Source organism: Acidovorax sp. GW101-3H11 (assembly GCF_001633105.1).
Classification (GTDB): domain Bacteria; phylum Pseudomonadota; class Gammaproteobacteria; order Burkholderiales; family Burkholderiaceae_C; genus Acidovorax.
Window position 1 is genome coordinate 105110 of record NZ_LUKZ01000009.1, and the last position, 23759, is coordinate 128868.

At 64.4% G+C, this 23759-nt stretch carries 22 protein-coding genes; all 22 read left to right on the plus strand.

Annotated features, from left to right (window positions below; genetic code table 11):
- Positions 1-2: 2 nt before the first annotated feature.
- Positions 3-1226, plus strand: coding sequence for a glycosyltransferase family 4 protein (locus tag A1D30_RS06550; RefSeq protein WP_082836348.1), 1224 nt, complete (start codon positions 3-5; stop codon positions 1224-1226).
- Positions 1226-2146 (plus strand): NAD-dependent epimerase/dehydratase family protein, encoded by a 921-nt coding sequence (locus tag A1D30_RS06555; protein ID WP_063459983.1) that lies wholly within the window; start codon positions 1226-1228, stop codon positions 2144-2146. Before A1D30_RS06550 ends, A1D30_RS06555 begins: the two co-directional genes overlap by 1 nt.
- On the plus strand, positions 2143-2967 hold the full coding sequence (locus tag A1D30_RS06560; RefSeq protein ID WP_063460837.1) for an ABC transporter permease: 825 nt from the start codon (positions 2143-2145) through the stop codon (positions 2965-2967). The genes A1D30_RS06555 and A1D30_RS06560 overlap by 4 nt, the downstream gene beginning before the upstream one ends.
- A gap of 3 nt (positions 2968-2970) precedes the next feature.
- On the plus strand, positions 2971-4191 hold the full coding sequence (locus A1D30_RS06565) for an ABC transporter ATP-binding protein (RefSeq protein ID WP_063459984.1): 1221 nt from the start codon (positions 2971-2973) through the stop codon (positions 4189-4191).
- A gap of 35 nt (positions 4192-4226) precedes the next feature.
- A complete protein-coding gene (locus A1D30_RS06570; protein WP_242421812.1) occupies positions 4227-5111 on the plus strand; it encodes a hypothetical protein in 885 nt (294 codons plus the stop codon).
- Positions 5098-6090: a class I SAM-dependent methyltransferase gene (locus A1D30_RS06575; protein WP_082836349.1), complete on the plus strand. Its 993-nt coding sequence runs from the start codon at positions 5098-5100 to the stop codon at positions 6088-6090. The genes A1D30_RS06570 and A1D30_RS06575 overlap by 14 nt, the downstream gene beginning before the upstream one ends.
- A gap of 29 nt (positions 6091-6119) precedes the next feature.
- The gene (locus A1D30_RS06580) at positions 6120-6737 is read left to right on the plus strand and encodes an acyltransferase (protein WP_063459986.1); all 618 of its coding nucleotides are present in this window, start codon (positions 6120-6122) and stop codon (positions 6735-6737) included.
- Between the two features lie 91 nt (positions 6738-6828).
- On the plus strand, positions 6829-7455 hold the full coding sequence (locus tag A1D30_RS06585; RefSeq protein ID WP_063459987.1) for a lytic transglycosylase domain-containing protein: 627 nt from the start codon (positions 6829-6831) through the stop codon (positions 7453-7455).
- 203 nt (positions 7456-7658) lie between these two features.
- A complete protein-coding gene (locus A1D30_RS06590) occupies positions 7659-8762 on the plus strand; it encodes a glycosyltransferase (RefSeq protein ID WP_063459988.1) in 1104 nt (367 codons plus the stop codon).
- Between the two features lie 148 nt (positions 8763-8910).
- Positions 8911-9801: an acetylglutamate kinase gene (gene argB, locus A1D30_RS06595; RefSeq protein ID WP_063459989.1), complete on the plus strand. Its 891-nt coding sequence runs from the start codon at positions 8911-8913 to the stop codon at positions 9799-9801.
- A gap of 37 nt (positions 9802-9838) precedes the next feature.
- Positions 9839-10531: a response regulator transcription factor gene (locus A1D30_RS06600; RefSeq protein WP_063459990.1), complete on the plus strand. Its 693-nt coding sequence runs from the start codon at positions 9839-9841 to the stop codon at positions 10529-10531.
- An 89-nt stretch (positions 10532-10620) separates the two neighbouring features.
- Positions 10621-12072: a sensor histidine kinase gene (locus A1D30_RS06605; RefSeq protein ID WP_063459991.1), complete on the plus strand. Its 1452-nt coding sequence runs from the start codon at positions 10621-10623 to the stop codon at positions 12070-12072.
- A 230-nt stretch (positions 12073-12302) separates the two neighbouring features.
- On the plus strand, positions 12303-12977 hold the full coding sequence (gene slmA, locus A1D30_RS06610; RefSeq protein WP_063459992.1) for a nucleoid occlusion factor SlmA: 675 nt from the start codon (positions 12303-12305) through the stop codon (positions 12975-12977).
- A 184-nt stretch (positions 12978-13161) separates the two neighbouring features.
- The gene (locus A1D30_RS06615) at positions 13162-13908 is read left to right on the plus strand and encodes a TetR/AcrR family transcriptional regulator (RefSeq protein WP_063459993.1); all 747 of its coding nucleotides are present in this window, start codon (positions 13162-13164) and stop codon (positions 13906-13908) included.
- A gap of 5 nt (positions 13909-13913) precedes the next feature.
- A complete protein-coding gene (locus tag A1D30_RS06620) occupies positions 13914-15710 on the plus strand; it encodes an acyl-CoA dehydrogenase C-terminal domain-containing protein (protein ID WP_063459994.1) in 1797 nt (598 codons plus the stop codon).
- 44 nt (positions 15711-15754) lie between these two features.
- Entirely contained in the window at positions 15755-16192 is a 438-nt protein-coding gene (locus tag A1D30_RS06625; protein WP_063459995.1) for a DUF2147 domain-containing protein, read from the plus strand.
- 67 nt (positions 16193-16259) lie between these two features.
- Complete coding sequence (locus A1D30_RS06630) at positions 16260-18662, plus strand: 3-hydroxyacyl-CoA dehydrogenase/enoyl-CoA hydratase family protein (RefSeq protein ID WP_063459996.1); 2403 nt, start codon at positions 16260-16262, stop codon at positions 18660-18662.
- 32 nt (positions 18663-18694) lie between these two features.
- Positions 18695-19204, plus strand: coding sequence for a DUF4442 domain-containing protein (locus tag A1D30_RS06635; protein WP_060984111.1), 510 nt, complete (start codon positions 18695-18697; stop codon positions 19202-19204).
- Positions 19205-19216: 12 nt separating this feature from the next.
- Positions 19217-20416: an acetyl-CoA C-acyltransferase gene (locus A1D30_RS06640; RefSeq protein ID WP_063459997.1), complete on the plus strand. Its 1200-nt coding sequence runs from the start codon at positions 19217-19219 to the stop codon at positions 20414-20416.
- A 283-nt stretch (positions 20417-20699) separates the two neighbouring features.
- Positions 20700-21590: an alpha/beta fold hydrolase gene (locus A1D30_RS06645; protein WP_063459998.1), complete on the plus strand. Its 891-nt coding sequence runs from the start codon at positions 20700-20702 to the stop codon at positions 21588-21590.
- A gap of 27 nt (positions 21591-21617) precedes the next feature.
- The gene (locus tag A1D30_RS06650; protein WP_082836351.1) at positions 21618-22484 is read left to right on the plus strand and encodes a thioesterase family protein; all 867 of its coding nucleotides are present in this window, start codon (positions 21618-21620) and stop codon (positions 22482-22484) included.
- 75 nt (positions 22485-22559) lie between these two features.
- On the plus strand, positions 22560-23336 hold the full coding sequence (locus tag A1D30_RS06655) for an enoyl-CoA hydratase (protein ID WP_063459999.1): 777 nt from the start codon (positions 22560-22562) through the stop codon (positions 23334-23336).
- Positions 23337-23759 lie beyond the last annotated feature (423 nt).

Sequence of the window (23759 nt, forward strand, 5' to 3'; positions counted from 1 at the left end):
CCATGGCATTGAACCTTAAGAAGAAAATCTGGCGTGTCAAAGAGATGGTCCGCAAGGAGGGGGTGCTCCCCGCCCTGCGTGCCGTGGTGCGCCGCCTGCGCCAGGGGCCTGGCCGGTATGTCGATGTCTTTCGGCATTACGACTTTGCGCTGCCCTATGTGCTGCATGCCTTGCCGGGCGAGGCCAGGGCGGGAACCCTTCTGTGGTTCATTCCTGACTTCAACCTGGGCTCGGGCGGGCACCTCAATATCTTCCGAACGATCTGGCACCTGGAGCAGATGGGCTACACGTCCACCATCGTGATCGGCAAGCCCGTCATGCACCAGAATGCAGACGAGGCGCGCGACGAAATCCGCGAGCATTTCTTTCCGTTGCAGGCTCAGGTGCTGCTGGGGCTAGACCAGTTGCCCCCCTGCGAGTTTGCCCTGGCCACGGGCTGGGACACGGCCTATGCGGTGCGGGCGTTCACGGGCGCCCGGCACAAACTGTATTTTGTGCAGGACTACGAGCCCCATTTCTACCCGGTGGGGTCGGAGTCGGTGCTGGCCGAGAACACCTACCATTTCGGATTCTTCGGCATCACGGCCGGTGGCTGGCTGGCGCACAAGCTGGCGCAGGAATACGGCATGACCACCCACCCGGTGGGTTTTGGCGTGGAGCTGGAGCGCTACCGCCGCCTGCCCCGGCGCGAGCCGGAAATTCGCCGGGTGTTCTTCTATGCCCGCCCTCCTACGCCCCGGCGTGCGTTTGAACTGGGCCTGCTGGTGCTGAATGCCGTCTGGGAGCGTTTGCCCGATGTGCAGTTTGTGCTGGCGGGCTGGGACACGGCGGGCTACCACATTCCGTTTCCGCACCTGAATTGCGGCACGTTGGCGCTGGACGATCTGCCTGACCTGTATAGCCAGTGCGATGCCGCGCTGGTGTTGTCGCTCACCAATGCATCGCTGCTTCCTCTGGAGCTGATGTCCAGCGGCTGTGCCGTGGTGTCCAACAGGGGGGCCAACGTGGAGTGGCTGCTCAACGATGATGTGGTGATGCTGGCGGAGTCGTCGCCCGAAAAACTGGCAGACGCTGTGTGTGCCTTGCTGGAGGACGATGCGCGGCGCCACGCCATGAGCCAGCGTGCAGAAGCGTTTGCCCGAAGCCAGACCTGGGATGCCGTGGCCCGTGATTTCGAGGTGGGCTTGCAGCGCGCCCGTGCACAGAAGCCGCGAGGCGAGTCCTGATGCGGTGTGCCATTCTTGGGGGGGCAGGCTTCCTGGGGCGCCACATTGGACGCTCCATGGCGGCCGAGGGCATGGCGGTGTGGTCGGTGGACCGGATGCTGCCGCAACCGGGGAGCGCCCCCTGGCTGGCGGGTGAGGTGCAAGCGGATTGTTTTGACTTGGCCTCGTGGTGGGACAGGGTGGGCGGTGCGGATGTGATTGTTCACCTGGCTTCGTCCACAGTGCCCGCCACGGCGAGTGAAGACCCGGTGCAGGACGCGCAGACCAACCTGGTGGGCACCTTGCGCCTGTTGCAGGCGCTGCGCCAGAAGGGGGCTCGCCCCAGGCTGTTGTTTGCCTCGTCGGGCGGAGCCGTGTACGGGCGACCACAGTTTGTTCCGCTGAGCGAAACGCATCCGACCATGCCGATGGGCGCCTATGGAGCCACCAAGCTGGCGATTGAACATCATTTGCGTATAGAAGAGGCTCAGCATGGCCTGCCTAGCCGCATTCTGCGATTGAGCAATCCGTATGGCGAGTGGCAGCAGCCCCACGGTGTGCAGGGGGTGATTGCGGTGTTTGCGCATCGCGCATTGCATGGCCATTCGGTGGACGTATGGGGCGACGGCTCTGTGGTGCGGGATTTCGTCTACGCTGCCGATGTGGGGCGGGCTTTTGTGAGCGCAGCGCGCCATGAAGGGCCGACGAGGACGTTCAACGTTGGCGGTGGTACAGGCCACAGTGTCAACGACATCATTCACACACTGGAGCGCTTGCTGGGCAAGGCTGTGGAGCGGCGGGTTTTTCCGGCACGTCCGTTCGACCCCCCGGTCAACGTGCTGGACATTCAGCGCGCCCAGGAGGAGCTACTGTGGACGCCAGCGATGGCTTTTGAGGAAGGCGTGGCCATGTCAGTGCAGTGGTTGCGGACGGTGCCATGACGCGCCCGGAATCATCGGTGACAGCCGTGTCTTCGGCCGCCCCCAGGAATGCGCGCCAGTTGTGGGTTTTGTGGCGCTACTGGATGGTGCGCGAATTCAAGACCCGCTACGCCGGGTCGGTGCTGGGCTTTGCCTGGGCGTTCGTCCAGCCGCTAGCTTCCCTGGCGATCTTTTATGTTCTGTTTGGCCTGGTGCTGGCCGTGCGGGTGCCCGGGCTGGATGTGAACAATGGCTACCTGCTGCATTTGCTCGCCGGTCTGGCGGTGTGGCTGCCTTTCACCGATGCCATTGGGCGGGGGGTTGGGTGCCTGGCCGCCTATGAGGATTTTCTGCGCAAGCAGCCCATGCCCGCCGAAATTCTGCCTGCCGTGTCGGTGGGCGGTAGTCTGTTGGTGCTCGGTATTGGCTATGGCTTGCTTCTGGTGCTGTCGGTGGGGCAGGGAGTGGGGCCCTATGCCTCGCTGGCTTGGTTGCCCGTGTTGGTTGTGGCTCAGATTGCACTGACCTATGGCCTTACGCTGTTGCTTAGCATGGCTCATTTTCTGTGGCGCGATGTGGGCTCCATGGTGGCCTTTGGCTTGCAGCTGTGGTTTTATCTGACACCCATCGTGTACCCGCTGTCCCAGGTGCCGGAACAGTTCCACCGCTGGTTCTTGTTCAATCCGCTGGCCTGTCTGGTGCTCATGGTGCAAGGCGCGGTGCTGCATATGCCTGTGCCGCCTGGAACCCCTGTGGCCCTGGCGGTGTGGGTGGTGCTGCTTGGCGGTGGCGGGTGGTGGTTCTTCCGCTCAATGAAGTCTGCGTTGGGCGAGGCACTGTAAATCATGACCATTCGCTTTGAGGGCATCGAAAAGACCTACATGGTCTACGCCCGTCCCCAGGACCGCCTGTGGGAATGGATAACGCGCAGCCAGCGCCACCGGGTGCATGTGGCACTGACGGGTGTGGATTTTGAAGTCCAGGCGGGCGAAACGTTCGGCCTGATCGGTGAGAACGGCGCGGGCAAGAGCACCTTGCTGAAGATCGCTGCAGGCACCATCCGGCCGACGCGTGGGCAGGTGACTCAGGAGGGGCGCGTGGCCGCGCTGCTGGAGTTGGGTGCGGGTTTTCACCCCGAGGAGTCGGGATACGACAACATCCGCTTCATGGCTGCCCTGCATGGCCTGGAGGGCGTGGCGATGGAAGACTTCATCGTGCGGGCCACGGCGTTTTCGGAGTTGACGCCAGAGACCCTGGAGCGGCCGGTGAAGACTTACTCTTCCGGCATGTTTATGCGGCTGGCGTTTGCCGCCGCAACCGCCATCGACCCGGATGTGCTGATTGTCGATGAGGCGCTCTCCGTGGGGGATCTGCATTTTCAGAAGAAGAGCCTGAACCGCATCCTGGAGCTGCGCGAACGGGGTGCGACGGTGCTGTTTTGCTCCCACAATCTCTACCAGGTGCGCAGCCTGTGCCAGCGGGCCGCGTGGGTCCATGGCGGGCGGATCCAGGCCATCGGGGCGACCGAAGATGTGGTCACGGCCTACGAGTCCCATGAGCGGCGCCGGTATGCGCATCTGCGTGTCGAGTCGAACGAGGCAGCAGAAAAGAAAGATGCAGCCCCTGCTGCGGCCACGTCTTCGGGGGCCCCCCTCGTAAAAATCGGGGGGCTGACCATCGAAACGGGGGATGGGATCAATCCTGCGCAGGTTGACTCCTTCCAGGATTTGTCGGTGGAGCTCGTGATCGAGTCCTACGCTGAGGCGCCATTCCATGTGCTGTTTGCGATCGTCCGGCCGGACAAGGACAACGTGTTCGGCACCAGCACGCAGTTCCGTGCAGAAGGCAAGCCGCTGCAGGGCGTTGGCACCCACCGCATCCGAATGCGTTTTCCGCGCTTTCCGTTGCTGTCGGGCGAATACCTGTGGAGTGTGTATGTGCTGGACGATTCAGGCATTCAGGTTCTGGACATGGCGGAGCTGATCCAGCCCTTTACCGTGCTGAACCAGAAACACCGGGAGTTTGGCGTGGCCTGGCTGGAGCACGAGTGGGTGCTGGTGGAATGACGCGTGCCTGGTCTCTGGACCTGCTCTTCCCCTCCATGGCCCGCGTGCCCACGACATTGCCTTGGCGGCTTGCCGGGCGGATAGGTCGCGAATCTGCCGCCGAGCGCGAGCCTTTGCTGCGCTGGTTGGAAGGTCTGTTTGCCCGAGTGTTCCCGGGGGCCGCGGAGGGCGAGCACACGCAATGGGCAAAGGCCCATTTGGCGATGCTGGCACAGGAGATGGTGGATGCCATGGCGTTCCACCGACTGGGCTGCAGGGGCGGGCCCGCCATCGACCTGCAAGGGGTTGAACATGCGAGGAGCTTGGCCCGGCAGGGCAAGGGTTTCATTTTGGTGCTTAACCACTATGACCGGCTTCTGAGCGCACCGGTAGCGCTCGCGCGAGCGGGCATCGCCACCAACGTGCTGACGATGCCTGTGCTCGACAACCCCGAACTGCAGGCGGCGCAGCGCCGCTTTCTGCTGCGCAAGATCCAGGGCTATACCGCCGTGACCGGCGGTACATGGCATACCACTAGCGACGGTTTGCGTCCGGTACATGAAGGTCTTAGAGCAGGCCAGGGTTGGGTGATCCTGGCTGATGCGTGGCGGCCAGAATTTGGCCGCCTGCGGGGCCATCCGTTCTTGGGAGGGGTGTTGAGTCTGCCCACGGGCATTGAGCGCCTGGCCCAGTCGACAGGTGCCCCGTTGTTGCATGCTGTGACTCGTGCAAGCAGCCCAGGCCGTCTGGAGGTGCAGGTCGAGCCTCTGCCAGACAACCCCAAACAGGCCATTGATACCGTTGTCCAGCGTTTGGAGCAAGATGTCCGGACCAGGCCCTGGGCCTGGTGGCAGTGGGGATTGTGGGATCAGATGTGGCAGCAACAGGCGCCAGAATTAAAACCAGAACCAAAGCCGGGGGACAAGCATGACCAAGATTGAGCGCTACGACTACGCATTCGAGCCGGATGGTGATGAGTGGGCAGCGCGGTTGCTGCGCAGGGTTCCGCCAGGGGGCGGTTCGGTGCTGGAACTGGGGCCGGGTCCTGGTGCCATGACCCGGGTCCTGCTGGAGCGCGGCCACCGGGTGACGGTGGTGGAAAATGACCCCGAGGCCCTGGAGGTGCTCAAGGCGTTGGGGGTCGAAGTCATCTCGGGGAACCTGGACGGCACCGATTGGCTGGAAGCGATCGCCGGCCGCCGTTTTGACGCGGTGCTGGCATGTGACGTGCTGGAGCACCTCAGGAAGCCCGAAGAGGTGCTGCTCCGTCTGAGCGAGTTTGTCGCGCCCATGGGGCAACTGGTGATCTCCGTGCCCAACATCGCCTATGCCGGCGTGGTGGCAGCGATGCGCAATGGCATCTTCGACTACTCGGACAAGGGCCAACTTGACCGAACCCATGTACGGTTTTTCACCAAGCGCAGTATTGAAAAGGTGTTGCTGGACTGCGGCTGGTCGCCCAGGGTTTGGGAGGCCAACCGTGTGCCAGTCGAGTGCAGCGAATTTGCCTGGTATTGGAGTGCGCTGTCCGGCGACCAGCGCCAGGCGCTGTTGGCAGGGTGGCAGGATTTTGATGTCTACCAGTGGATGGTGGTGGTGACACCTTCGGTGGATGCCGCTGCCTGGGAGCTGATCGAGGCCCGTGGTGCCGCCGACAAGCTGCGTGATGATCTTCAGGCCCTTACCGTGGTGCACCAGCGCGAGCGTGCGTCGCTGCTGGAGCACCAGAAGGCCTTTTCGGAGGCCAAGGACATCATCGGTAAGCTGCAGTTCGAGGTCAGGGAGTTGCGCGCAGAGATGGATATGGTGCGGGCCGAAAAGGCGGCGATTGAGACTGAACTGGCCGCCAAGTTGGCAGCGCCCCCTCCTCCGGGGGGGGGCTGGTCTCGACGCTGGCGCCGGCTCATGGGTGGTGCCTGAATGGATGGGATGGCCATGGTGAGGGCAACATGCTGCTAGGGGTTCCCGATTTCACGGTGTCGCATGCGGGGATCGATGTCCTTGGTGCCAACTGCAGGATTGACCCGTCCGTGTCTGTGATGCGCTTTGGTCAGCGTGCCGATGTGTTGAGCCTGGCTGACGGGGTCAGTCTGTATGCGCAGACGCGATTGGTGTTGGGCGATGTGGTGGCGGACCCCTGTGTAGGAATCCGCATTGGTGCGCGCACTATCGTGAATGTAGGGGGCTACCTATCTGGCGAGGGCGGACTGGAGATTGGTGAAGATGTGCTGATCGGGCCCCACGCCAAGCTCCTGTCTGCGGGCCATGCCATCGACGAAGGGGATGTGATCATCGCTCGCAACCGCATTACCCGCGCCAAGATCACGATCGAAGATGGGGCTTGGATAGGGGCGGGCGCCATTGTTCTGGAAGGTGTGACCATCGGTCGTGGTGCCGTGGTGGCTGCCGGCGCGCTGGTCCGGCAGGATGTACCCGCAGGGATGGTGGCGGCGGGTATGCCGGCGAGGCTGATCCGTGCGCGGCGTGGTGATGCCTGGCCGCAGCCTGCGCCGTCTGTTACAGGGCTTCGGCGCGTTTGGTCCATGGTCAAGGGCATCTGGCGCTGAGCAGAGTGAATCGGATACAGATGAGTACACGGAATGGAAAAAGAGGGCATGCGGCATGTCGCGAGAGGCGGTAGGTTTGGCGCGCGCGGCCATGCTGCTTGCTTCGTTATGGGTTGTTTTCCCATCCGTAGCCTGGGCCGACGCAGTCTGGGAGTTTGTGGACGGTGACGGCGTGGTGCATATGGGAAATGGTTCCCCGCCGCCTGCCTCGCGGGGGGTGACTTGGCTCAGCCGTATTCCATCGATCAAGACGGATAGGGTTGGCAAAGAGCGCGAGCCATCGGCTCTGCAGTTTCCTGGTTTTGATGCAGCCAAGCCGCACCTGGAGGCCGCAGCCCTGTCGCAGTCTCTGGATCCGGCTTTAGTGATTGCCGTGGCTGCGGCGGAGTCGGCCTTCAACGAGAAGGCGGTATCCCGCAAAGGGGCTCTAGGCCTGATGCAGGTGATGCCTGCCACTGCCGAGCGTTACGGCGTCTCTGCGCGACCTGCATCAGAGGGAGGTCATGCCGCCATGGAGCCCAAGGTGAATGCGCAGATCGGAAGCCGCTACCTGGCGGATTTGCTGCGCATGTTTGATGGCGACAAGGAACTGGCTTTGGCGGCCTACAACGCGGGCGAAGGCGCTGTAATCAAGCACGGACGGCAGATACCTCCCTATCCGGAAACACAGCAGTATGTCGCCAAGGTCATGCGCATTTACCGTACCCTGGTCCGGTAAGGCGCAGATATTGTGCGGACGAGACGCGGCATGATCCGCTCGAAGACCATCATGGGGGTCAGGCGTCCAACTGGATCTGAGCTATTCCCACCGCCAAAATCCCAACTATTTCACGCAACAGGAGTCAATCGGTGGTCGTGCGTAGCTTTGGCTAGCGGTTTCTCACAGGCATTTGCGCCGAGTCCGGGTACGATCGGCCGCTCATGATCTGGTTATCTGTGGTGGCATTCATCGTCGCAGCGTTGGCTGCAGGGTACATCGTGCGATGGATGCGCAGCCACGCTTCCGCGTACGGCAACGGCATGCCGCAGCGCTTTCATTTTGGGGATGTCCCTCGCCTGGGCGGGGCTGCGTTGCTCCTGGGTATCGTTTTGGGGTGGAGCCTGGGGGTGCTGCAGTCACTGCAGTGGGGCGATCCTGGTTCGTTGAGGCTGGGAGCCTGGGTGTGGGGATGGCTGGCGGTGCTGCTGCCCGCTGCGGTGGGCGGGATTGCGGAGGACATGACCCAGCGCCTCTCTGTCCGCTACCGCTTGATACTTACCGGTGCATCGGGTGTCCTGGCCGTTGTGCTGCTGGACCTGACCCTGCCCCGCATGGGCTGGCCCTGGCTGGATGCCGTGCTGGCAGCGGCCCCCTGGCTGGGGATCGCCATTGTGGTGCTGGCGGTGGCTGGCTTGCCCCATGCCTTCAACATCATCGACGGCTACAACGGTCTGGCGGGCATGGTCGCCCTGATCGTCTGCCTGGCCCTGGCCCATGTGGCCTTGCAGGTGGGGGACCGGGCGCTGGCGGCGCTGCTGGTGTCCACGGCGGCGGCCACGGGGGGATTCCTGGTCTGGAACTACCCGCGGGGCATGCTGTTTGCCGGGGATGGGGGAGCCTATGTGTGGGGCGTGGTGATTGCCATGGCCAGTATTTCCCTGGTGCAGCGCAATGCGGATGTCTCGCCGTGGTTCCCCATGCTGCTGCTGATCTACCCCGTCTGGGAGACGGTTTTCTCGATCTACCGCAAGGCGGTGCGCGGGGTGTCGCCGGGGGTGGCCGATGCCCTGCATTTCCACCAGCTCATCTACCGCCGCATTGTGCGCGGGGTTTTTCACGACGATGAGTCGCGCCGCATGCTGATGCGCAACAACCGCACTTCGCCCTACCTGTGGGGTTTTACCTTGCTGACCGTGGTGCCCGCTGTGCTGTTCTGGAACAACACGCTGCTGCTCATGGCGTTCTGTGGGCTGTTTGTGGTCAGCTATGTGATGGCCTACTTGGCCATCGTGCGCTTCAAGGTGCCGCACTGGCTGCGCCACTGACCAGCCCCGGCCTGCCGGTTTATGTCGGTTGTCCGGCGCCCGGGTTTGTCGAGCGTTCTTCAACCTTCCGACAGCTGTGCGCCCCGTGAATGCGGCACAATTTGCGCTTCACCCTGTTTGTTTTTCTTCTTCCGGATGGCACGCCCCCATGACCGACCTTCTTTCGATTGCCCCCCGCGACAAGGCTGAAATCCTGGCCCAGGCGCTGCCTTACATCCGCAAGTTCCATGGCAAGACCATGGTCATCAAGTACGGCGGTAACGCCATGACCGACCCCGCCCTGCAGGCGGACTTTGCCGAAGACGTGGTGCTGCTCAAGCTGGTGGGCATGAACCCCGTGGTGGTGCATGGCGGTGGCCCGCAGATTGAGACCGCGCTGAACCGCCTGGGCAAGAAAGGTGAGTTCATCCAGGGCATGCGCGTGACCGACGCCGAGACCATGGAGGTGGTCGAATGGGTGCTGGCCGGTGAAGTGCAGCAGGACATCGTGGGCCTGATCAACCAGGCAGGCGGCAAGGCCGTGGGCCTGACGGGCCGCGACGGCGGCATGATCCGCGCCCAGAAGCTCAAGATGGTGGACAACAAGAACCCCGCCATCGAGCACGACGTGGGCCAGGTGGGCGATATCGTCTCCATCGACCCGAGCGTCGTGAAGGCGCTGCAGGACGACGCGTTCATCCCCGTCATCAGCCCCATCGGCTTTGGTGAGAACAACGAGAGCTACAACATCAATGCCGACGTGGTGGCCAGCAAGCTGGCCGAGGTGCTCAAGGCCGAGAAGCTGATGCTGCTCACCAACACCCCGGGCGTGCTGGACAAGGCGGGCAACCTGCTGACCGACCTGACGGCCCGCCGCATTGACGAGTTGTTTGCTGACGGCACGATCTCCGGCGGCATGCTGCCCAAGATTGCCGGAGCGTTGGATGCTGCCAAGGCCGGTGTCAACGCCGTGCACATCATCGACGGCCGGGTGCCCCATGCCATGCTGCTGGAGATCCTGACCGAGCAGGCCTACGGCACGATGATCCGGTCGCACTGACTTTCAGCGCTTCTTTTTGACACTTCTGCGGCCTGCCATGCGCTTGCTTTTGGTCGAAGACGATGTGATGGTGGCCAGCGGCATCAAGCTGGGGCTGACCGATGCGGGTTATGCCGTGGACTGGGTCGGCAGTGGTGAACGTGCCGAAGAGGTGCTGCGCACCGAGTCGTTCGACGCGGCCATCATCGACATTGGCTTGCCGGCCATGGACGGCCTGGAGCTGACGCGCCGCCTGCGGCGCCCGGACATGGCCAGCCCCGCCATGCCGGTGCTCATCCTCACGGCGCGCGACGCTTTGCATGACCGGGTTCAGGGGCTGGACCTGGGCGCAGACGACTACATGGTCAAGCCCTTCGAGCTGCCCGAGCTGCTGGCGCGCCTGCGGGCTCTGCTGCGCCGCTCGCAGGCCGCGACCACGGCGGTGCTGAGCTTTGGCCCGCTGGAGCTGGACACCGCCGGTCGCCGCGCGAGCATCCGCAGCGATGCGGGCGAGCAGGTGATCGAGCTGGGGCCGCGCGAGTGGACGGTGCTGGAGTACCTGCTCATCAACGCCCCCAAACCTGCCAGCAAAGACAAGCTCTTGCAGGCGCTGACAGGCTGGGACAAGGAGATCACGCCCAACGCGGTCGAGGTCTATGTCTCGCGCCTGCGCGGCAAGCTGGAGCCCCACGGCGTGGCGCTGCGGTCGATCCGGGGGTTCGGCTACCGGCTGGAACTCCAGAACCCCTGACGGGGCGGCGGCCCCGGTCTATTTCCTCTTCCCTCCTGCCCGCCATGCTGCTTCGGACCCCTTCCCCCAAGCGGCCCGGTTTGCGCGCCATGACGTCCGACCTGCGGACCCGGCTGCTGCTGATGCTGGTGCTGCCGCTGTGTGCACTGGCGCTGGTGGGTGTCTGGCTGGACTACCGCTCGGCCGACGAGGCCGCCGTCCAGCACGACCAGCGCCTGGTGCGCCTGCTGCCCGCGCTGGCCGACTCGGTGCTGGCGCCGCCCATCCGCGACAACGCTTCGCCTTTGCTGCTGCTCGCGCCGCCGATCGAGGAGTTCTTGCGCCAGAACGTGGGGTTTTCTGCTTACAGCGTGCGCGACACCTCGGGGCGGCTGCTGCTGGGGGACAGCTGGGTGCATGGGGCGGTGCCCACCACGCAGGCCCCCGAGTTCCACAGCGTGGAGTTTGGCGGCGTGACCTACCGGGTGGCCGTACAGCGCGGCCGCACGGGCGCGGGCGAGCTGGTGGTGGCATTGGCCGACGGCTCCGACCCGCGCCAGAAATGGGCCCAGCAACTGTTGCTCAGGGTGCTGTTGCCCAATCTGGTGCTGCTGCTGGCGGCCGGTTTTGCGATCCACTGGGCGGTGCGGCAGGCGTTCAAACCCCTGGTGGGCCTGGCCGAGGCGGTGGAGCGCCGCTCGCCGCGCGACCTGAGCCCCATCGACGAGGCCGCCTCGCCCGACGAGGTGCGCCCGCTGGTGCACTCGCTCAACCGCCTGTTTGCCCTGGTCAATGCCCAGGCCGAAGGGCAGCGCCGGTTTGTGGCCGACGCAGCCCACCAGCTGCGCACGCCGCTGGCGGGGCTGCAGGCGCAGGTCGAAGCCTGGGCCATGATGGCCAAGGCGGCGGCTCCACCGCAGGTTTCGTTCCCGGATTTTGATCGAAAAATGCCGTTTGCGCGCGAGGACAGGGCGCAGGGTGCTATTGTTTTAGGAGTGGATCAGATCGAGAAGCTGCGCAACGCCACGCGCCGCACCTCGCAGCTGGCGCACCAGCTGCTGGCACTGTCCCGTGCCGATGCGCGCAGCCTCGATGCGCAGCCGCCGCAGCGGGTGGACCTGAAGGACCTTTGCGAATCCCTGCTGGAGAACTTTCTGGACGCGGCCACCGGCAAGGGGCTGGACCTGGGGCTGGACGTGCAGCTGGTGCATGTCACTGGCCATGGCTGGCTGCTGCGTGAGCTGCTCTCCAACCTGGTGGACAACGCCATCAAGTACACGCCGCCCGGCGGTGTTGTCACCATCCGCTGCGGCCTGCGCCAGGGCCGCAGCGGCCCGCCGCGTGCCTATGTCGAGGTGGAGGACGATGGCCCCGGCGTCCCCGAAGCCGAGCGCACCCGGGTGCTGCAGCGCTTCTACCGCGTGCCGGGCGCGGGCGGCGAAGGCACGGGCCTGGGGCTGGCGATTGCGGACGAGATCGCGCGTGTGCACCGTGCAGCGCTCACGCTGGGTGCTGGCCCGCAAGGGCGCGGGCTGCTGGTGACGGTCGTGTTCCCCTTGTAACCTGCCTTGCAAGGCAGGGCCGCCGGGCCCCGGAGGGCTGTGCGAGAATCATTTCCATACACGATTGACTTGTGCAAACAGGTGGGGCGACAGCGCTCCCCTGGCGTTGGTGGCCTGCCTTCCATTGCCAGTGACTGCACCAGCCGTGACGATTCTTCCTGCCCCGCCGCCCTGCGCATGCCTTGCTGGCAGGTGGTGGGCGCCAGGCCTTACCGGAGCCCCTGTCCCGCATGTCCGAACTCTCGCCCCAGCCCGAGCCCGCGTCCACCGACGACACGGGGGATGCCCCCGCCGCACGCAAGCGGCCCAAGCCGGGCGAGCGCCGCGTGCAGATCCTGCAGGCGCTGGCGGCCATGCTGGAGCAGCCGGGTGCCGAGCGCATCACCACCGCCGCACTGGCTGCGCGCCTGTCGGTGAGCGAGGCGGCGCTGTACCGCCATTTCGCGAGCAAGGCGCAGATGTTCGAGGGTCTGATCGACTTCATCGAGCAGACCGTGTTCACCCTGGTGGCGCAGATCACGGGCCGCGATACCGGGGGCGGGGTGCCCGACCCGGCGCAGTCGGCCGAGGTGGGCGCCCGGCAGGCGGCGCGCATCGTGGCGCTGTTGCTGCAGTTTGGCGAGCGCAACCCCGGCATGGTGCGGGTGATGGTGGGCGATGCCCTGGTGTTCGAGCACGAGCGCCTGCAGCAGCGCATGAACCAGTTTTTTGACCGCATTGAATCCACGCTGCGCCAGTGCCTGCGCCCGGCCACGGCGGCATCGGCCACGCCCACGGTGGATGCGCAGGTGGCGGCCAGCGTGCTCACGGCGTTTGCGCTGGGGCGGTTGCAGCGCTATGCCCGCTCGGGTTTCAAGCGCCTGCCGTCGGAACACCTGGATGCGAGCCTGGCGCTGATCTTGTAGAGCACTTTTTGCCCACGCCCGCCGCTGCGGGCTGAGGCCGGGAGTGGCAGGGCAGGGCGGCACTGCCGCGCGGTGGTACCGCCGCAACGCGCGTTTGGGTGCCCCTCCCTATTTTTTCCAGGGGTTTTGGCCATGCCCCGAAATTGCTGCAGAATAGAACGAACGTTCGTTTTTATTTGCAAGCATGCCCGCCACCTCCGAATCCAGCCAGGCCAGCCGCAGCCCGCGTGCCCGCAGCAGCACGGGCCGTGCCCTGCAAAAAGGCCAGCAAACCAAGGCGGCCATCGTCGAGGCGGCGCTGGGCCTGGCCACGCACATCGGGCTCGAAGGCTTGTCCATTGGAGCACTGGCCGATGTTACGGGCATGAGCAAGTCGGGCGTTTTCGCCCATTTTGGCTCACGCGAAGAGCTGCAGATCTCCGTCATCCGCGAATACCACACCCGCTTCGAGCAGGAAGTGTTCTACCCTGCCATGTCCGCCCCGCGCGGGGTGGGGCGCCTGTCGGCCTTGTTCGACAACTGGATGAAGCGCACCTCCATCGAAATCGACTCGGGCTGCATCTACATCAGCGGCGCCGTCGAGTTTGATGACCGCACCGGCCCCGTGCGCGATGCGCTGGCCAGCTCGGTGCTCACCTGGCACGCCGCCATGCGCCGTGCCATCGAGCAGTGCAAGGTGCTGGGCGAGTTGCGCGCAGACACCAATGCCGAGCAGATGCTGTTCGAGATCCACGGCCTGATCCTCGCGCTGCACTACGAGGCGCGCTTCCTGCAGACCCCCGGCTCCATGGGCCGCGCGGTGCAGGGCTTTCACAACATCCTGGCGCGCTACAGCGCCGCACAACCTGGCGCCAGCGCAGAAGCAGCACCCGTTGCTGCCGCTGCCAAGCGCCGCAAAGTTTCCAACCAAACCACCACCTCCAAGGAGTAAACCCCATGCCTATGTACACGCCGCCCCTGCGCGACATGCAATTCGTCATGCACGAAGTGCTCAAGGTCAGCGATGAATTCAAGGCCATGCCGCCCCACGCCGAGGTGGATGTGGACACCATCAACGCCGTGCTTGAAGAAGCCGGCAAGTTCACCGCTGAAGTGACCTTCCCGCTGAACATCAGCGGCGACACCGAAGGCTGCGTGCTCAACAAGGCCACCCACGAAGTGAAGACCCCCACGGGCTTCAAGGACGCCTACGCCAAGTACGTCGAAGGCGGCTGGGCGGCACTGTCGTGCGACCCCGCCTACGGTGGCCAGGGCCTGCCTTTTGTGCTGAACCAGTGCCTGTACGAAATGATGAACTCGGCCAACCAGGCCTGGACCATGTACCCCGGCCTGTCGCACGGCGCGTACGAAGCCCTGCACGCCCACGGCACCGAAGAGCAAAAGAAGATCTACCTGCCCAAGCTGACCAGCGGCGAGTGGACCGGCACCATGTGCCTGACCGAACCCCACTGCGGCACCGACCTGGGCCTGCTGCGCACCAAGGCCGAACCCCAGGCCGACGGCACCTACAAGATCACAGGCAACAAGATCTTCATCAGCGCGGGTGAACATGACATGACCGCCAACATCGTGCACCTCGTGCTGGCCCGCCTGCCCGACGCGCCCAAGGGCAGCAAGGGCATCAGCCTGTTTGTAGTGCCCAAGTTCAACATCAAGGCCGACGGTTCGCTGGGCGAGCGCAACCCCATCTTCTGCACGGGCCTGGAGCACAAGATGGGCATCCACGGCAACGCCACCGCGCAGATCGCCATCGACGGCGCCATCGGCACCATGGTGGGCCAGCCCAACAAGGGCCTGGCTGCCATGTTCGTCATGATGAACGCCGCCCGCCTGGGCGTGGGCAACCAGTCGCTGGGCCTGACCGAAGTGGCGTACCAAAATGCGCTGGCTTACGCCAAGGACCGCATCCAGATGCGCAGCCTGTCGGGCGTGAAGGCCAAGGACAAGGACGCCGATCCCATCATCGTGCACCCCGACGTGCGCAAGATGCTGCTCACCGCCAAGGCGTATGCCGAAGGCGGCCGCGCGCTGCAGATCTTCTGCACGCTGCTGCTGGACAAGGTGCACAGCCACCCCGATGAAAAGGTGCGTGCCGAATCCGAAGAGATGGTGGCGCTGCTCACGCCCATCGTGAAGGCCTTCATCACCGACAACGGCCACATCTCCACCAACGCCTGCATGCAGGTCTTCGGCGGCCACGGCTTCATCAAAGAATGGGGCATGGAGCAGTACGTGCGCGACAACCGCATCAACATGATCTATGAAGGTACCAACACCATCCAGTCGCTGGACCTGCTGGGCCGCAAGATCCTGGGCAACAACGGCGCCACACTCAAGAAGCTGGGCAAGCTGATCGGCAAGCTGGTGGAAGAAGAAGGCGTGAACGAGAAGATGGCCGAGTTCATCAACCCCGTGGCCATGCTGGGCGACCAGATGACCAAGTTCACCACCGAGATCGGCTTCAAGGGCATGCAGAACCCCGACGAAGTGGGCGCCGCCGCTGTGGACTACCTGCGCGTGGCCGGCCACCTGGTGTTCGGCTACCTGTTCGCCCGCATGGCCCAGGTCGCGCTGCGTGAGATCGCCGCTGGCAACACCGACCCGTTCTACGGCGCCAAGCTGCAGACCGCGCGCTTCTACTTTGCCAAGCTGTTCCCCGAGACCGTCACGCTGATGCGCACGGCCCGTGCTGGCAGCAAGGTGTTGATGGACACGGATCTGGCCCTGGCCTGATCGGTAGACCTGCGGATTTCAAGCTTTTTTGGCACGGAGCGCCTATGTATAAAGCGGTAGCAGCTATTGTTTTTGTAGCGTCGTCGGTGCCTGTCTGGGCACAGGCGACGCCCGAGGGCCTGTGGCGCAACATCGACGACAAGACCGGCGAAGCCAAGGCTGAAATCCGCATCCGCGACACCGGCGGCGGTGTGCTGAACGGGGCGCTGGAAAAGCGCCTGTCCAAAGACGCCAAGCCCGACGAGGTCTGCGATGAATGCTCGGATGACCGCAAGGGCAAGCCCATCCTGGGCCTGGAGATCATCCGTGGCGCCAAGAAGGCCGACGGCAAAGAGGTGTGGGAAGGCGGCAAGATTCTCGACCCCGAGAACGGCCGCAACTACACCCTGCGCATGACCCCCGTCGAGGGCGGCAAGAAGCTCGAAGTGCGGGGCTCCATCGGCCCGTTTGGCCGCACGCAAACCTGGATCCGCGTCCAGTAAACCCCACTCCCGTGGCCTTGCGCGCCCCCTGCGGTGTTGCGCAACGCCTCAACCAGGAACCCAACCCATGTCCCGATTCCAAGTGAAAAAAGTCGCCGTGCTCGGCGCAGGCGTGATGGGCGCGCAGATTGCCGCCCACCTCGTCAACGTGAAGGTGCCCGTGGTGCTGTTCGACCTGCCTGCGAAGGAAGGCCCCAAGAACGGCATCGTCACCAAGGCCGTCGAAGGCCTGAAGAAGCTCAAGCCCTCGCCCCTGGGCTTGGCCGATGATGCGGCGCTGATCCAGCAGGCCAACTACGAAGAGCACATGCACCTGCTCAAGGAATGCGACCTCGTGATCGAGGCCATTGCCGAGCGCATGGACTGGAAGCTCGACCTCTACACGAAGATCGCGCCCCACGTGGCCAAGCACGCCATCCTGGCGTCCAACACCTCGGGCCTGTCGATCACCAAATTGAGCGAAGTGCTGCCCGAGAGCATCAAGCCCCGTTTCTGCGGCATCCACTTCTTCAATCCCCCGCGCTACATGACGCTGGTGGAGCTGATCAACACGCCCACCACCCAGCCAGAAGTGCTGGACCAGCTCGAAGCCTTTGTCACCAGCGGCCTGGGCAAGGGCGTGGTGCGCGCACACGACACCCCCAACTTCGTGGCCAACCGCGTGGGCATTGCGGGCATGCTGGCCACGATGAAGGAAGTCGAGAACTTTGGCCTGACCTACGACGTGGTGGACGACCTCACGGGCAAGAAGCTCGGCCGTGCATCCAGCGGCACCTTCCGCACTGCCGACGTGGTGGGCCTGGACACCATGGCCCACGTGATCAAGACGCTGCAGGACAACCTGAGCATCGAGACCGATCCGTTCTACGAAAGCTTTGGCACGCCCGCCGTGCTGAAAAAGCTGCTCGAGCTGGGCAACCTGGGTCAGAAGGCTAAGGCCGGTTTCTTCAAGAAGGTCGGCCGCGATGTGATGCGTTTTGAGCTGGACAGCGAAGAGTACGTGCCCGCCGGCCAGAAGGCCGACGAGGTGTACAGCCGCATGCTCAAGAAGCCCGCCGCCGAGCGCCTGCGCCTGCTGCGCAACGCCGAAGGTGCGCCCGGCCAGTTCCTCTGGGCCATTCTGCGCAACAGCTTCCACTACGCCGCCGTGCACCTGGGCACCATTGCCGACAACGCCCGCGATGTGGACCAGGCCATGCGCTGGGGCTTTGGCATGAAGCAGGGCCCCTTCGAGCTGTGGCAGGAGGCAGGCTGGCTGGAAGTCGCCAAGATGATCCAGGAAGACATCGACGCCGGCAAGGCGCTGTGCAAAGCGCCGCTGCCCGAGTGGGTCTTCAAGGGCCCCGTGGCCGAAGCCGCTGGCGTGCACACCGCACAAGGCTCGTGGAGCGCATCGCAGAACAAGTTTGTGCCCCGCCGACAGCTGCCCGTGTACGAGCGCCAGATCTTCCCCGAGGCCCTGCTGGGCGAAACCAGCCTGCCCGACTGGCGCACCGCTGGCACGACCATTGCTGAATCGAAAGCCCTGCGCACCTGGACGCTCGACGGCCAGGTGCTCATCGCCAGCATCAAGAACAAGATGCACGCCATCAGCCCCGAAGTGATGGAAGCGCTGATGGAAGCGCTGGAGCTGGCCGAGTCCGAATACCAGGGCATGGTCATCTGGTCCGGTGACGCGCCGTTCAGCGTGGGCGCTGACCTGGAAGCCACCATGCCTGCGTTCATGGTCGGCGGTGCCGATGCGGTGGAAAGCATCGAGCAGGAACTGCAAAACCTGATGATGCGCATCCGCTACGCCCAGGTGCCTGTCGTCGCAGCCATCCACGGCATGGCGCTGGGCGGTGGCTGCGAGCTGGCCGTGTACTCGGCCAAGCGTGTGGCCCACATGGAAAGCTACATCGGCCTGGTGGAAGTGGGCGTGGGCCTGGTGCCCGGCGCGGGCGGTCTGACCTACATCGCCCGCCGCGCGGCCGAGAACATGGCAGCTTCCACATCCAAGGACATCCTGCCTTTCCTGACCGAAGGCTTCACCGCCGCCGCCATGGCCAAGGTGGGCACCAGCGCGCTGGAGTCGCGCAAGCTGGGCTTCCTGCTGGACGGCGACGTGATCGTCCCCCACAAGGACGAGCTGCTGTTCGTGGCCATCAACGAAGCCAAGTCCATGGCCGCCAGCGGCTGGTGTGCACCCCACAAGCGCCTGTTCCCCGTGGCAGGCCGCAGCGGCCTGGCCACCATCAAGGCGCAGCTGGTGAACATGCGCGACGGCGGCTTTATCAGCGCCTATGACTTCAAGATCGGCGCCATGATCGCCGAGGTGGTCTGTGGCGGCGATGTAGATGCCGGCTCGATGGTGAGCGAGGAATACCTGCTCACGCTGGAGCGCAAGGTGTTCTGTCACCTGATCGCCCAGCCCAAGACGCATGAGCGCATCCTGGGCATGTTGTCCACCGGCAAGCCGGTTCGCAACTGATCCGGACGTCGATGGATAACCGGTAGACCGACATGAGCGAACACGCCCCCAACAAATTGCAGCGCTCGCTGATGCGCCTGGACGAGGCCCCCGCCTTCATGCGTGGCTTTGTACAGAACATCATCCTGCGCCGGGCTGTGCCCTTTACCGGTACGGCCGGGGTGAAGTTCGTGTCGCTCACGCCCGAGCGGGTCGAAGTGCATCTTGCCAACGAGCATCGTGTGCAAAACCACATTGGTGGTGTGCACGCCTCGGCCATGAACCTGCTGGCCGAAACGGCCACCGGCATGGTCGTGGGCATGAACGTGCGCGACGACTGCCTGCCGCTGGCCAAGGAGCTGAGCATGGCGTTCAAGAAGCGCGCCACGGGCGGCCTCAAAGCCGTGGCCACGCTGACCGCCGAGCAGCGCGCCGCCATGTTGGCCAGCGACAAGGGCGAGGTGCAGGTGAAGGTCACCGTGACCGACGAAGCCGGTGTGGAGCCGGTCGAATGTGTATTTACGTGGGCCTGGGTTCCTTCCAGCCGCCCCCCCAAGAATTGAAGGAGTTTCACCATGGCTCAAAAACAAGTCCAGGACGCCTACATCGTCGCCGCCACGCGCACACCCATCGGGCGCTCGGGCCGCGGTTATTTCAAGAACACCCGGCCTGACGACCTGCTGGTCGCAGCGATCAAGAGCGCCATGCTGCAGGTGCCCACGCTGGACCCCAAGGCGATTGAAGACGCGATCATCGGCTGCTCATTCCCCGAAGGCGAGCAAGGCATGAACATGGCCCGTATCGCCGTGGGCCTGGCGTTCAACCATCCCGTGGGCGGCGTGACCGTGAACCGCTTCTGCGCATCCGGCATCACCGCGTTGCAGATGGCTGCCGACCGCATCCGCGTGGGCGAGGCCGATGTGCTGATCGCCGGTGGCGCCGAATCCATGAGCCTGGTGCCCATGGGCGGCAACAAGCCATCGTTCAACGCCGAAGTGTTTGCGCGTGACGAAGACGTGGGCATTGCCTACGGCATGGGTTTGACCGCAGAAAAAGTCGCCCAGCAGTGGAAGATCAGCCGCGAAGCGCAGGACGCGTTCGCCCTCGAATCCCACCTGCGTGCCATCAAGGCGCAAAAGGCCGGTGAGTTCACCGACGAAATCACCCCCTTCGAAGTTGTGGAGCGTTCACCCAACCTCGCCACGGGCGAAGTGGTGGAAAAGCGCCGCACCGTGAGCCTGGACGAAGGCCCGCGCCCCGACACGTCCCTGGAAGGCCTGGCCAAGCTCAAGCCCGTGTTCGCGGCGCGCGGCAGCGTCACGGCGGGCAACAGCTCGCAGACCAGCGATGGCGCGGGCGCCCTCATCGTGGCCAGCGAAAAGGCGGTGAAGCAGTTTGGCCTGACGCCCCTCGCGCGCTTTGTGAGCTACGCGGCGCGTGGCGTGCCGCCTGAGATCATGGGCATTGGCCCTATCGAAGCGATTCCGGCAGCCTTGCGTTACGCGGGTCTCAAGAGCGATGACATTGGCTGGTATGAGTTGAACGAAGCGTTTGCGGCGCAGTCGCTGGCGGTGATCAACACGCTGGGCTTGAACCCAGCGAACGTGAACCCCATGGGCGGCGCGATTGCGCTGGGGCATCCGCTTGGGGCGACCGGTGCGATTCGGGCGGCTACGGTGGTGCACGCACTGCGTCGCCACAAGCTGAAGTACGGCATGGTCACGATGTGTGTAGGTACCGGCCAAGGCGCCGCCGGCATCATCGAGGCTTTGTAACTGGCTACTGCGCGGGCCATCTGCGTCGTTGGGCGGTGCTCGGAATCCTCACGTACAGGAAGTACGTTCCGGTTCCTGTGCTCCGTCCGCCTAGCAGCTGATCCCGCTCGCTACGCCCTGGAGGGCGGGGGGTGAAGGCATGGGGAACCGGGGCGGGAAGATTTTGGATCTGACCTCAACCCCACCCGTTCGGGCTGAGCTTGTCGAAGCCAGGGCCTAGCCTTCAGCGATAGTTTCTTTTCTTCAAGCCGGCGCAGATCGGTTTCGAAACAAGGAGACAGACATGGACAAGCAAACCTTGCAGGTCAACGGTGCAGTGTCTTTGGCGCTGCGTGTTTACGAGCCCGAGGGCGCTCCGCGCGCCAGCGTCGTCATCGGCGGCGCGATGGGGGTGCGGCAGGCGTTCTACGAGGCCTTTGCGCTGTGGATGGCGCAGCAGGGGTTTCGGGTCACTACGTTTGACTACCGCGGCCACGGCGATTCGCTGCAGGGCGCCATGCGCGATGTGAAGGCGGATCTGTTCGATTGGGCGGAGGACTACGAGGCAGTGATCACAGCCGCCAAGGCCGCGCTGCCGTCGCAGCCGCTGTATTTGCTGGGCCACAGCCTGGGTGCGCAGTTGCCGGGCTTGCTGAAAAAGCCCGAGCAGGTGGCGGGCCTGCTCAGCGTGGCCGCAGGCAGCGGTTACTGGCGCGACAACGCGCCGCAGCTCAAGCGCATCGTTCCGTATTTCTGGTGGGTGCTGGTGCCGCTGGCCACGCGGCTGTGCGGGTACTTTCCGGGGCGCACGCTCAAGAAGGTGGGCGACCTGCCTGCGGGGGTGATCCTGCAGTGGCGGCGCTGGTGTCTTCATCCTGCCTACATGGTGGGCGCCGAGGGGCCTGCAGTGGCGCAGAGTTATGGCGCAGTGCGGTTCCCGGTGCTGGCGCTGTCGATGGCGGACGACGAGCTGATGACCTTGCGCGGCACGCACAACCTGGTGAACCTGTACGCCAACACCGAGCGCCAGGTGGAGAGCATCACGCCGGCCGACCTGCAGGTGCGGCGCATCGGGCACTTCGGGTTCTTTCGTGACCAGTTCCGCCAAAGTCTGTGGCCGCGAGCAGCGGCTGCACTGGTCGCCCTGGGCGGCGGCGGAATGCCCCATGGCGAAGTCACCGGTACGACGGCCTGAGCGGTTGTTTCGCGGCACACTCGCAGCATGACTTCCTCTTCATCCACGTCTTCGTCTTCGTCCTCTGTTGCTCACCCGCTGGACGAAGCGCTGCAGCTGACGGCCTCGTCCGCCGCAGTGGGCCAGTACGAAGGGCAGACCCACCCCGGCTACTGGAACATGGTGGGCCCGTTTGGTGGCATCACCGCCGCCACACTGCTGCAGGCCATCCTGCAGCACCCGGACCGGCTGGGCGATCCGCTGTCGCTCACCGTCAACTATGCGGGCGCTTTGACCGCTGGTGCGTTTACCGTGCAGGCCACGCCTGTGCGCACCAACCGCTCCACCCAGCACTGGACGCTGTCCATCCTGCAGGCCGGTGCCGACGGTGCGCAGGTGGTCGCCACCACCGCCACCGCCGTCACGGCCGTGCGCCGCGAGACCTGGAGCGTGGGCGATGTGCCCATGCCGCAGGTGCCTCCCCCCGCAGAACAGAAGGCCATCGTCGCCCCATTGGGTGCTGTGGAGTGGCTCAACCGCTACGAGATGCGCCCCATTGCCGGCTTCATCCCGCGCACCTGGGACGGCAGTGGCGACCACAGCCTCACGCAGCTGTGGATGCGCGACACCCCCCCGCGCCCGCTCGATTTTGTGGCGCTGTCTGCCCTGGTCGATGTCTTCTTCCCCCGCGTGTGGCTGCGCCGTGCGCGCCAGGTGCCTGCGGGCACGGTGTCGATCACGGTGTACTTCCATGCCACGGCAGAGCAGCTGCAGGCCACGGGCACAGGTTTCCTGCTCGGCCAGGCGCGTGGTCAGGAGTTTCGCAACGGCTTCTTCGACCAGACCGTGCAGCTGTGGAACGAAGCGGGCACCATGCTGGCCACCAGCCACCAGATCGTTTACTACAAGGAATAGGAAGTCGGCCTGTTGCTCTGTGCCGTGCACCATTCCTTTCGTCCCAATCCATCAGACCCCGGAGCCTTCACCACCATGACCGAAGCCACCCAAGACATCCTTGCCCACACCGAAGCGGGCGTGACCACCATCACCTTCAACCGCGTGGACAAGAAGAACTCCATCACTCGCGACATGTATGCGGCCATGGCCGATGCGCTCGATGCTGCCAAGGCCGATGCCAGCGTGCGTGTGGTGGTGTTTCAGGGCGACGTGGCCATCTTCAGCGCGGGCAATGACATCGGCGACTTTCTGCAGCAGCCGCCTGCCACGCAGGACTCGCCCGTGTTCCGTTTTCTGCGCGGCATCGCCACCTTCCCCAAGCCCGTGATCGCTTCGGTCTGCGGCCCGGCCGTGGGCATCGGCACCACCATGCTGTTCCACTGCGATCTGGTCTATGCGGGCGACAACGCGGCGTTCTCCATGCCCTTCGTCAACCTGGGCCTGTGCCCCGAGGCGGCGTCGAGTCTGCTGGTGCCGCAGATGCTGGGGTATCACCGCGCGGCCGAAGCGCTGCTGCTGGGAGAGCCTTTCATGGCCGAGGCTGCGTTGGAGGTGGGCCTGGTGAACCGTGTGGTGCCACCGACGGAGTGCAATGCCTATGCCCAGGCCCAGGCAAAGAAGCTGGCGGCCAAGCCGCTGTCGTCGCTCATCGAAACCAAGCGGTTGATGAAGGGTGGGCAGACGGCGAAGGTGCTGGAGGTGATGGCGGAAGAGGGTGAGAGCTTTGGGCGCATGTTGCGCGAGCCTGCGGCCCGGGAAGCGTTCTCGGCGTTTATGGAGAAGCGCCGTCCCGATTTCAGCGCTGTCTGAAATCCGGTCGCCGCGTGAGCGGTGCGGACTGCGGAGCAGGCCGACGGCGGTTTCGCTAAAAGCACCGACCGGATTTCGGCGCACTCTGAGTCCTTGGGTCTTGGTCATTTTGGCTGCTGGCGCCTGTCTATCAAGTGCTGGCAGCCATTGTTTTTTGTAGTTTTCGAGTTTCCGCCTGCTGTTTGAGCTGAGCCTATCGAAGTTTGGGCGTGCTTGGTTTTAGTGCGGAAGCCGGGTCTCGGCCCGGCGGCCGAGGTACTTGTTCTTTGCTTCGCTGTTCAGACCGGACACATGGTTAACAGGTGTGCGGGGACATGGTTAACACTTTCGGTGAACTTCGCCGGAGGTCGCTATGCCATGGAAGGCTTGCAACACCATGAACCTGAGACAGGAATTCGTTGAACTGGCAAGGCAAGAGGGCTC

What these genes read in the sequence shown, in the direction of transcription:
- A1D30_RS06625 (WP_063459995.1), top strand. Translation starts at nt 15,755, where the DNA reads ATGTATAAAGCGGTAGCAGCTATTGTTTTTGTAGCGTCGTCGGTGCCT.
- slmA (WP_063459992.1), top strand. Translation starts at nt 12,303, where the DNA reads ATGTCCGAACTCTCGCCCCAGCCCGAGCCCGCGTCCACCGACGACACG.
- A1D30_RS06580 (WP_063459986.1), top strand. Translation starts at nt 6,120, where the DNA reads ATGCTGCTAGGGGTTCCCGATTTCACGGTGTCGCATGCGGGGATCGAT.
- A1D30_RS06555 (WP_063459983.1), top strand. Translation starts at nt 1,226, where the DNA reads ATGCGGTGTGCCATTCTTGGGGGGGCAGGCTTCCTGGGGCGCCACATT.
- A1D30_RS06575 (WP_082836349.1), top strand. Translation starts at nt 5,098, where the DNA reads ATGACCAAGATTGAGCGCTACGACTACGCATTCGAGCCGGATGGTGAT.
- A1D30_RS06655 (WP_063459999.1), top strand. Translation starts at nt 22,560, where the DNA reads ATGACCGAAGCCACCCAAGACATCCTTGCCCACACCGAAGCGGGCGTG.
- A1D30_RS06640 (WP_063459997.1), top strand. Translation starts at nt 19,217, where the DNA reads ATGGCTCAAAAACAAGTCCAGGACGCCTACATCGTCGCCGCCACGCGC.
- A1D30_RS06630 (WP_063459996.1), top strand. Translation starts at nt 16,260, where the DNA reads ATGTCCCGATTCCAAGTGAAAAAAGTCGCCGTGCTCGGCGCAGGCGTG.
- A1D30_RS06560 (WP_063460837.1), top strand. Translation starts at nt 2,143, where the DNA reads ATGACGCGCCCGGAATCATCGGTGACAGCCGTGTCTTCGGCCGCCCCC.
- A1D30_RS06605 (WP_063459991.1), top strand. Translation starts at nt 10,621, where the DNA reads ATGACGTCCGACCTGCGGACCCGGCTGCTGCTGATGCTGGTGCTGCCG.
- A1D30_RS06615 (WP_063459993.1), top strand. Translation starts at nt 13,162, where the DNA reads ATGCCCGCCACCTCCGAATCCAGCCAGGCCAGCCGCAGCCCGCGTGCC.
- A1D30_RS06570 (WP_242421812.1), top strand. Translation starts at nt 4,227, where the DNA reads ATGGCCCGCGTGCCCACGACATTGCCTTGGCGGCTTGCCGGGCGGATA.
- A1D30_RS06645 (WP_063459998.1), top strand. Translation starts at nt 20,700, where the DNA reads ATGGACAAGCAAACCTTGCAGGTCAACGGTGCAGTGTCTTTGGCGCTG.
- A1D30_RS06650 (WP_082836351.1), top strand. Translation starts at nt 21,618, where the DNA reads ATGACTTCCTCTTCATCCACGTCTTCGTCTTCGTCCTCTGTTGCTCAC.
- A1D30_RS06620 (WP_063459994.1), top strand. Translation starts at nt 13,914, where the DNA reads ATGCCTATGTACACGCCGCCCCTGCGCGACATGCAATTCGTCATGCAC.
- A1D30_RS06565 (WP_063459984.1), top strand. Translation starts at nt 2,971, where the DNA reads ATGACCATTCGCTTTGAGGGCATCGAAAAGACCTACATGGTCTACGCC.
- A1D30_RS06635 (WP_060984111.1), top strand. Translation starts at nt 18,695, where the DNA reads ATGAGCGAACACGCCCCCAACAAATTGCAGCGCTCGCTGATGCGCCTG.
- A1D30_RS06585 (WP_063459987.1), top strand. Translation starts at nt 6,829, where the DNA reads ATGCTGCTTGCTTCGTTATGGGTTGTTTTCCCATCCGTAGCCTGGGCC.
- argB (WP_063459989.1), top strand. Translation starts at nt 8,911, where the DNA reads ATGACCGACCTTCTTTCGATTGCCCCCCGCGACAAGGCTGAAATCCTG.
- A1D30_RS06600 (WP_063459990.1), top strand. Translation starts at nt 9,839, where the DNA reads ATGCGCTTGCTTTTGGTCGAAGACGATGTGATGGTGGCCAGCGGCATC.
- A1D30_RS06590 (WP_063459988.1), top strand. Translation starts at nt 7,659, where the DNA reads ATGATCTGGTTATCTGTGGTGGCATTCATCGTCGCAGCGTTGGCTGCA.
- A1D30_RS06550 (WP_082836348.1), top strand. Translation starts at nt 3, where the DNA reads ATGGCATTGAACCTTAAGAAGAAAATCTGGCGTGTCAAAGAGATGGTC.